The 4,942-nt window shown below is 47.7% G+C and carries 7 protein-coding genes; 4 read left to right on the forward strand and 3 right to left on the reverse strand.

What is annotated here, in order from left to right:
- The first annotated feature begins 252 nt into the window (after positions 1–252).
- From AB7U36_RS18335 to AB7U36_RS18350, 4 genes are all read left to right on the forward strand, one after another.
- A complete protein-coding gene (locus tag AB7U36_RS18335) occupies positions 253–477 on the forward strand; it encodes a hypothetical protein (RefSeq protein ID WP_428161110.1) in 225 nt (74 codons plus the stop codon).
- A gap of 210 nt (positions 478–687) precedes the next feature.
- Positions 688–2,064, forward strand: coding sequence for an RRXRR domain-containing protein (locus AB7U36_RS18340; RefSeq protein ID WP_428161111.1), 1,377 nt, complete (start codon positions 688–690; stop codon positions 2,062–2,064).
- A gap of 17 nt (positions 2,065–2,081) precedes the next feature.
- Positions 2,082–2,393, forward strand: coding sequence for a hypothetical protein (locus AB7U36_RS18345; protein WP_428161112.1), 312 nt, complete (start codon positions 2,082–2,084; stop codon positions 2,391–2,393).
- Between the two features lie 176 nt (positions 2,394–2,569).
- Complete coding sequence (locus AB7U36_RS18350; protein ID WP_428161113.1) at positions 2,570–3,112, forward strand: hypothetical protein; 543 nt, start codon at positions 2,570–2,572, stop codon at positions 3,110–3,112.
- Between the two features lie 13 nt (positions 3,113–3,125).
- Here AB7U36_RS18350 and cutA read toward each other — a convergent pair whose 3' ends face one another.
- The 3 genes from cutA to AB7U36_RS18365 all read right to left on the reverse strand — a co-directional run.
- Positions 3,126–3,482 (reverse strand): divalent-cation tolerance protein CutA, encoded by a 357-nt coding sequence (cutA, locus tag AB7U36_RS18355; protein WP_428161114.1) that lies wholly within the window; start codon positions 3,480–3,482, stop codon positions 3,126–3,128.
- A 487-nt stretch (positions 3,483–3,969) separates the two neighbouring features.
- A complete protein-coding gene (locus AB7U36_RS18360; RefSeq protein WP_428161115.1) occupies positions 3,970–4,605 on the reverse strand; it encodes a HEAT repeat domain-containing protein in 636 nt (211 codons plus the stop codon).
- 11 nt (positions 4,606–4,616) lie between these two features.
- A partial coding sequence (locus tag AB7U36_RS18365; protein ID WP_428161116.1) for a GDP-mannose 4,6-dehydratase occupies positions 4,617–4,942 on the reverse strand: 326 nt, incomplete at its 5' end.

The following is a 4,942-nucleotide window of genomic DNA, read 5'->3' on the forward strand; positions in this document are numbered from 1 at the left end:
TTCTCTTTTTGGTTCAGGTCCCGCTGAAAGGGCTGGAGGATCTCTTTTAAATCCTTTTGAACATCCTCAAGAAATTCATTGGTTTCCGGCATTTGACTCCTCGTTTATTTTTAAAATTTTAATTGACTTGTTTTCTACACCGATGCGGGAAAAATTTCAATGATTAAGAAATAGCATCAGCTGGACTGATGACTTTGGATATGGCATCATTGCTGAATTGAGGATCCCTGGTTTTGTCTGGAGAAGGTAAGTATGAAAAAACGATATGTAACAGTCCTGCTGGTTTTAATGGTCTGGGGTGGTTTTATGCCGGGTATTTTTCCGTCAGCATGGGGAAGTCCAAAAATAAAAATCCTGTTCCTGGGGGATTCCATTACCGCCGGATACGGGGTTGCCCAGGAGGAGTCCTATCCGGCCTTGTTGGGGCAGAAACGTCAACTACCCCTCCTGAATCACAGATTCAGAAGAGGCTTGTAAAAGCCCAAGTTGACTAGCCTAAGTCTTAACTGACTACGTTCGGCAGGATGTAGACACCTTTGGATCTATTCGCCAGTCCAAAGCCCTGTCGTGGCTCTGTAAAAGCCCTGTGAGGTAGGGGCGGTCAACCACGTTGTGAAGCCTGCTGAACATTGGCGAGGCGAATCCTACCCCTCTTTGGAGGGTGATAATAATCGAAAGGTTTATTTTATGAACGTGTATGTCAAATCACAATCAGGAAAATGGCTGATGCCGACAAATCCGGCAAATGCCAGAATTCTGCTCAAGAAAGGTAAGGCCAGGATGATCCAACGGACGCCGTTTGTCATCCAACTGCTTTATGAGACCACGGAGCATGTCCAGACGGTGACGGTGGGTATCGATGATGGCGGCATTCAGGTCGGTATTGCTGCGGTCTCCCGTGGAAAAGTGCTGTTTCAGGAAGAACTTACCCTGCGGTCGGACATCAAATCGAAGCTGGACACCCGAAGGCAGTATCGAAGATCAAGGCGTTACAGAAAAACAAGATATCGAAAGGCAAGATTTCTGAATAAAAAACAGTCTCTTCCGACGTGTAAAGTGTGTGGCGGGAATGCCCCGGCATCTCAGGTGATCTGTCGATCCTGCCTGAACAGAGCGGATGGGGTTCATCAAAAATATGCCGGAATCAAAAAAAGCATGTTCCGAATCCCCCCGTCAATCAGGGCAAAGAAAGATGCGATTATTCGCGTGGTGAAACAGATGCCCTTGCCGATTTCCCGGATTGTTCTGGAGGATCTCTATTTCGACTTTCAGGCTATGGAGAACCCGGACATTTCCGGTGAGCAATATCAGCATGGAGATTTGCTCTATCACAAGAATTTCAAGCAGGCGTGTCTGGTGCGTGACAAGTTCAGATGCCGTGTTTGCGGTACGGAAACAGAACTGCAATGCCATCACATTCGGCCACGAGCAAAGGGCGGGACAGACAAGCTCTCAAATTTGATGACGCTTTGTGACGTTTGCCATGATCGACATCATAAAGAGAGACTGCAACTTCCGAAACAAAAAAGTTCCTTTTATATGTCAGCAGCGTATGTCCAGCAGGGGAAACACTATCTGCAAAGAGAGTTATCAAAGACAGCACCACTCTCTACGACATTTGGCTATATCACCGGTTATCATCGGAATAGAGCGGGAATCGAAAAATCGCATGTAAACGATGCGGTTGTCATCGCAGACAAAAATGCCATTCCGTTCGACGGGTATATCAAAACCAACCATGTGCAGTCTCGAAAACGCAGTTTGCATGAATCCACCGCAAGAAAGGGAAGAAAAAGCCCTAATCGGACACAAAAACGCAATAACAAGAATGTCTTTACACTAAAAGGATTCACCCGTTGGGATACGGTACAGTACAAGGGACGTGTCGGTTTTATCTCCGGTTTTACCGGCAGTTCATCCTGCCGAATCATCAATATTCATGGGGAATATATCAAAAATCCGGAAAAAAAATATACGCAGGTCAACTTGCGGGAAGTAAGAAAAATACATGGAAACAGATCAACAGTTCGCTACTACGCCAATTCCTCCCTCACCGAATCATAGATTCGGAAGGGGACTCCTTGGCGGAAAAGTTGAAAATCCCGGTATTGTTTCTGGCAGATATCCAGGAAGAGCAAAAAGCGCCCCTGATTCAGTTCATGGAAACGCAGGAAGGAGAGCTGACCCGGATTTCCCCCATGGTGCGGGGACGAATCAAGACCGTGAACCACCAGCCCTTTTACGGGCCGAATGATAGATCCGATAAAAGGGCCCGGGGCCGGCGGCTAGAGTTTATTTTTTCTTTGACCTGCATGGCTACCGGCCTTGGGGCGGCATGGCAGGTCATGAAGGCCCGGCCGGTTCAGCTGCTGGGTCAAGGGTACTCAAAATAGTGTCTGAACGAAAATTATTGGAACTTTTTTATATGAAACTAGAGACAAGATACAAGAAACAAGAGGGCGAAGCGCCTGCGGCGCCCATTTTAGCCCTGAATTGTTGGAGTCTTTAGTTTCATTGTTTGTTGTGGGCTTGCGGCCCATGTGGGGTTATATAAAAAGGATAATCAGAAATGACGACGGCATGTGTAAGAAAAGTATTGCCCAATGTTAAGGATTTTAAAACGTTCTGGAAAAAACAAGGTCCTTTTCGGTACGCACTGACAAGCAAGGAGTATCCACCTGTGCTGCTGGAGCCCGAAGAGTGGATATTTGGCCAGGATAAACAGGCGATTCTTAAAGAGCTGATGCAGTTCTCCCGTATGAAGATGTTCTTTGCACCGGCCCCGTTCAACCCGGACAATAAAAACATCCTGCGTCCTGATGATATTTGTGCCTGGAAGATTGTCCATTTTCCGGAACCCTGGAATGCCATGATATGCGACGGGTTCCTGCCCGAAGGCCAGCTTACCCGGGCTGTGGTGGATGAGTGTTTGAGGCTGGGCCTTGCCGAGGATCAATCAGGTATTGAACAGGCTTTTTTCAGTCTGCTGGAAAGGCAGCTGGATTGTATGGGCTATGTATGGCTGCCGCCCCGGGGGAACGCAAAAACCGCCTTTATTCATGAATACCTGGAGGCGTGGCTCAAGGATGAGGAAGAGGCCGGGATATTGTAGTGTTTTGTAAGTATCAATCTTGTTTTGCATGCCATTCGTTATCCGCTACCGACGCAGGGCCCACTTGTGCCCTGATCCAGTCCAGAAATGCGTTATTGCCGTCAAGTACATCCAATCCAACGATACAGGGACAATCATAGCTATGCATGCCCTTCACCGCCTCCACCAGGTCAGGCAAACAATCCGCACGGGTTTTTGCAATCATCACCACCTCGCGCTCTTCCTGAAGGGCCCCTTTCCATTCATAAACCGAACGCATACCGTCAATGATGTTTACACAGGCGGCCAACCGTTGTTGGACCAATGCTTTTGCTATTCGCGACGCTTCGTCCATATTTCCGGCTGTCATGTATACAAATCTGATTTCCATCCGTTCCTCCATTTAGTAATTGGCGGTATCCAACTAGTTGAAGACCTGATTCTGCTGCCCGTGTTTCTTCAACATTTTATCTGCGGTCCTTACGGGGTTATTGCCTGGACAAGCATCGGGTCCGAAATCCGTCCGGCCTGGGTTCGTAAACGGTCGGTATAACAGCGGATGTCTTTGGAATTTACCGTGCATAGGCGATGTAGCTGTGGAGATACTTGTCGAGGATCAGCTTGATCCCACTGCGCTTGGAAAACTCCATTTCCAAGATCTGCGCAAGGGATGCCCAGATCACGTCCGGAGGCTTCAACAATCGTACACCTGCCCGTGGAAGCGGCATGTAGTAAATCTGTTCGAATAGCGGATCCTTGTGCGAGTATACTCCATAGACCGATGAATTGCCCAATAAATAACAAGTATAAATTCTGTATCAATAAAAAAATAAATTAACAATCATTTTGTGCATTTTGTGCCGGTGTTATCAAGTCTTTTACTTTAGTGCCGGATTCGATTTTTTCTTTGCCTTTTCCCGGGGCTGGGACACAGGAGGCGTTTTTTGTTTACCCTTTAAAAAAGTAAGGGCATCCAGGATGTCCGAATCGCATTTATCGGTTTGTGCAATTTTTTCCAGTCGATGCAAGGCTTTGTCCGTGCCGATACGTTCCATGGCCGTAATCGCTTCCCTGCGCAGTTCAGAATCATCATAGAAAACAAATTCCGCCAGGTCATCAACGAGAAATTCCATGCCAAGTCTGCCGGCGGCCCGGAAAATGTCCTTGAGCAGTGCCTTGTCTGTCTCTTTGCTCAAAATATGTTTGATTAAATGGGTTATGGGGCCGGGATGATCCGGATTGGTGTGGTTGATCAGGATCATGGAAAATTTAAAATTAATATGTGCCCTGTCCATGGTGAGTTGATACAGACGTGGGCGAAGAGGGTGCGTGGGCTCCATGGTGTTCATAAGAAAGAATAAAATATCATAAGCAACATTGTCCGGGGCCGGGGCAAGCCGTTCAATCATGGCCTGCTGCTGGTCTTCATCAAGGCTTAAAATCTGTGACAGGGTATCTGAATTTATCTGCCCTGTTTTGATTATCCTTTCAAATTCCGACATAAATGACGCCATAGCTATTCTCCTTATGAGTCATATCCTTTGGGGTTTTTCTGTTGCCAGTGCCATGCATCTTTGCACATATCCTCAATGTCCAGGAGGGCTTTCCAGCCAAGTTCGCGCTCGGCTTTAGACGGGTCGGCCCAGCATGCGGGAATGTCGCCCGGCCTGCGGGGGGCTATTTGGTACGGGATGTTTTGTCCGCAGGCCGTTTCAAACCCTTTGATCATCTCAATCACGGAATACCCCCGGCCGGTGCCAAGATTGTAAATACCCACACCCGGCGTTTCCATGAGTCTGGGAAGACAGCAGATATGTCCTTTGGCAAGGTCGGTGACGTGGATGAAATCCC

The organism is Desulfobacter sp., from assembly GCF_050177295.1.

Excerpts from the sequence above, each read along its gene's own strand:
- AB7U36_RS18335 (WP_428161110.1), top strand. The coding sequence starts at position 253 with ATGAAAAAACGATATGTAACAGTCCTGCTGGTTTTAATGGTCTGGGGT.
- AB7U36_RS18340 (WP_428161111.1), top strand. The coding sequence starts at position 688 with ATGAACGTGTATGTCAAATCACAATCAGGAAAATGGCTGATGCCGACA.
- AB7U36_RS18350 (WP_428161113.1), top strand. The coding sequence starts at position 2,570 with ATGACGACGGCATGTGTAAGAAAAGTATTGCCCAATGTTAAGGATTTT.
- cutA (WP_428161114.1), bottom strand. The coding sequence starts at position 3,482 with ATGGAAATCAGATTTGTATACATGACAGCCGGAAATATGGACGAAGCG.
- AB7U36_RS18360 (WP_428161115.1), bottom strand. The coding sequence starts at position 4,605 with ATGGCGTCATTTATGTCGGAATTTGAAAGGATAATCAAAACAGGGCAG.